Source organism: Noviherbaspirillum sp. (genome assembly GCF_035944575.1).
Taxonomy (GTDB): Bacteria; Pseudomonadota; Gammaproteobacteria; order Burkholderiales; family Burkholderiaceae_D; genus Noviherbaspirillum.
This window is the reverse complement of sequence record NZ_DASZBA010000188.1, coordinates 1-1,950: the sequence shown is the minus strand read 5'-3', so window position 1 is coordinate 1,950 and position 1,950 is coordinate 1. Positions and strand designations below refer to the sequence as shown.

Below are 1,950 nucleotides of genomic sequence, written 5' to 3'. Positions count from 1 at the left end.
CTTGCCGCGAAACTTTCCGTTCAGCATCGGGCCGCCGGAAACGCCGATGGTCGGCAGCCCGCAGCTTGCAGCGCCCATCAACAGCGAAGGCGTGGTCTTGTCGCAGCCCATCAGCAGAACGACACCATCGAGCGGATTGCCGCGAATCGATTCCTCCACATCCATGCTGGCGAGGTTTCTGAACAGCATCGCCGTAGGCCTGATTTGGGTTTCGCCGGGCGACATGACGGGGAACTCAAGCGGGAATCCGCCTGCCTCAAGGACACCTCGCTTGACGAATTCCGCCAGCTCTCTGAAGTGACTATTGCATGGCGTCAATTCGGACCAGGTGTTGCAGATGCCGATGATCGGCCGGCCATCGAAGGAATCCTGCGGATAACCCGGCTTTGCCGTCCAGCTCCGATGCACGAAGCCGTCGCGATCCTGCTTTTCAAACCAGGCCTGACTGCGACGTTTTGGGTATTTGGTGGTCATAGGAATGAAGTAACTCTTGTGGGGAGGGAGGGGTTTCGAAGCAGCATCAATATTGATTAGCCATGAGTTCGAAAGTTCAGGAGAAAAATGATGGCGGTACTGGCAGCAACAGCGGAAGGAACGGCAGCAGGACTGGCCAAATTTCCAAGTCTTGAAGGGAAGCGGGTATTCGTGACGGGCGGCGGTTCCGGCATCGGAGAAATGATTGTCAGCGCCTTCGCCGAACAGGGCGCGAAGGTGGCCTTTGTCGATATAGCAACCGAGGCCAGCCTTGAAGTATGCGAACGGCTGGCCGTGGCCGGGCTGGAAAAACCGTTGTTCCGCCAGTGCGATATCCGCGATATCCCGGCGTTGCAGCAAACCATGCAATCGCTGGCGGAACAGATCGGCGACTTCGACGTACTGGTCAACAACGCGGGCAGCGACGACCGCCACAAGCCGGAAGAGGTGACGGTCGATTATTGGAACGACCGCATCGCCATCAATCAGCGGCCGATGTTTTTCGCCTGCCAGGCAGTGATCCCCGGCATGAAGAAGAAGGGAGGCGGCTCCATCATCAATCTGGGTTCCACGAGCTGGCACATTGCCGGCGGCGGCTATCCGGTCTATACCACCGCCAAGGCCTCCGTCAGCGGCCTTACGCGCGGTCTCGCTCGCGATCTCGGTCCCTACAACATCCGCGTCAACACCGTCACGCCGGGCTGGGTGATGACCGAACGGCAGGTCAAGCTGTGGCTGGATGAAGAAGGCGAAGCACTGATCAAGCGCAGCCAGTGCCTGCCGGGACATCTCCTGCCGTGGCATGTCGCGCGCATGGTGCTGTTTCTCGCCGCTGATGACAGTGCGATGTGTTCCGCGCAGGAGTACATCGTCGACGGCGGATGGGCGTGAAGAACGGGCTTTCGGGCTATCGCCCATTTCATTCTAAGTGAACAATCTATGACTACAACGACAAGGCCCCTGCTCGGCATCGATTGGGGCACCAGTAACCGCCGCGCATATCTTCTTGATGGCAACGGCAAGCTGGTGCGTCAGCATGACGACGACTCCGGCATCCTGAAAGTCGCCGGCGGATTCAAAGCCTCGCTCGCCGCATTGCTGGAAACGCTGGGGCTCGACGGCGCGGATGTAATGATGACGGGCATGGTCGGCAGCCGCAGCGGCTGGCGCGAGGCCCCATATCTGGAAGTAAGCAGCCCTTTATCAGGCCTGCCGGAATCGTTGCTGGAAATCGAAAGCGAATTACCCAATGTGCGTTGCCGCATCGCGCCCGGGTACAGCTATGTCGACCCGCACGGGCTGCCGGACGTGATGCGCGGAGAGGAAACGCAGATCTTCGGCGCGATGGAACTCGGGGCGCCGGACGGCTGGTTCCTGCTGCCGGGCACGCACAGCAAATGGGTGCGTGTAAACGGTGGGGTGATTGGCGAGATCGTGACGTTCATGACCGGAGAACTGTACGGACTCATGTCCCGC

The 1,950-nt window shown here is 59.7% G+C and carries 3 protein-coding genes; 2 read left to right on the top strand and 1 reads right to left on the bottom strand.

The genetic code is table 11. The annotated features are described in order from the left end of the window. On the bottom strand, positions 1–474 hold a 474-nt coding region (locus VGU61_RS14025; protein WP_326859766.1), incomplete at its 3' end, for a dihydroxy-acid dehydratase. A gap of 90 nt (positions 475–564) precedes the next feature. On the opposite strand from VGU61_RS14025, the gene VGU61_RS14020 reads away from it, so the two are divergent. Both VGU61_RS14020 and VGU61_RS14015 read left to right on the top strand, forming a co-directional pair. Further along, positions 565–1,365, top strand: coding sequence for an SDR family oxidoreductase (locus VGU61_RS14020; protein WP_326859765.1), 801 nt, complete (start codon positions 565–567; stop codon positions 1,363–1,365). A gap of 48 nt (positions 1,366–1,413) precedes the next feature. After that, positions 1,414–1,950 (top strand): 2-dehydro-3-deoxygalactonokinase (locus tag VGU61_RS14015; RefSeq protein ID WP_326859764.1); only part of this gene is annotated, 537 nt, incomplete at its 3' end.

Excerpts from the sequence above, each read along its gene's own strand:
- VGU61_RS14020 (WP_326859765.1), top strand. The coding sequence starts at position 565 with ATGGCGGTACTGGCAGCAACAGCGGAAGGAACGGCAGCAGGACTGGCC.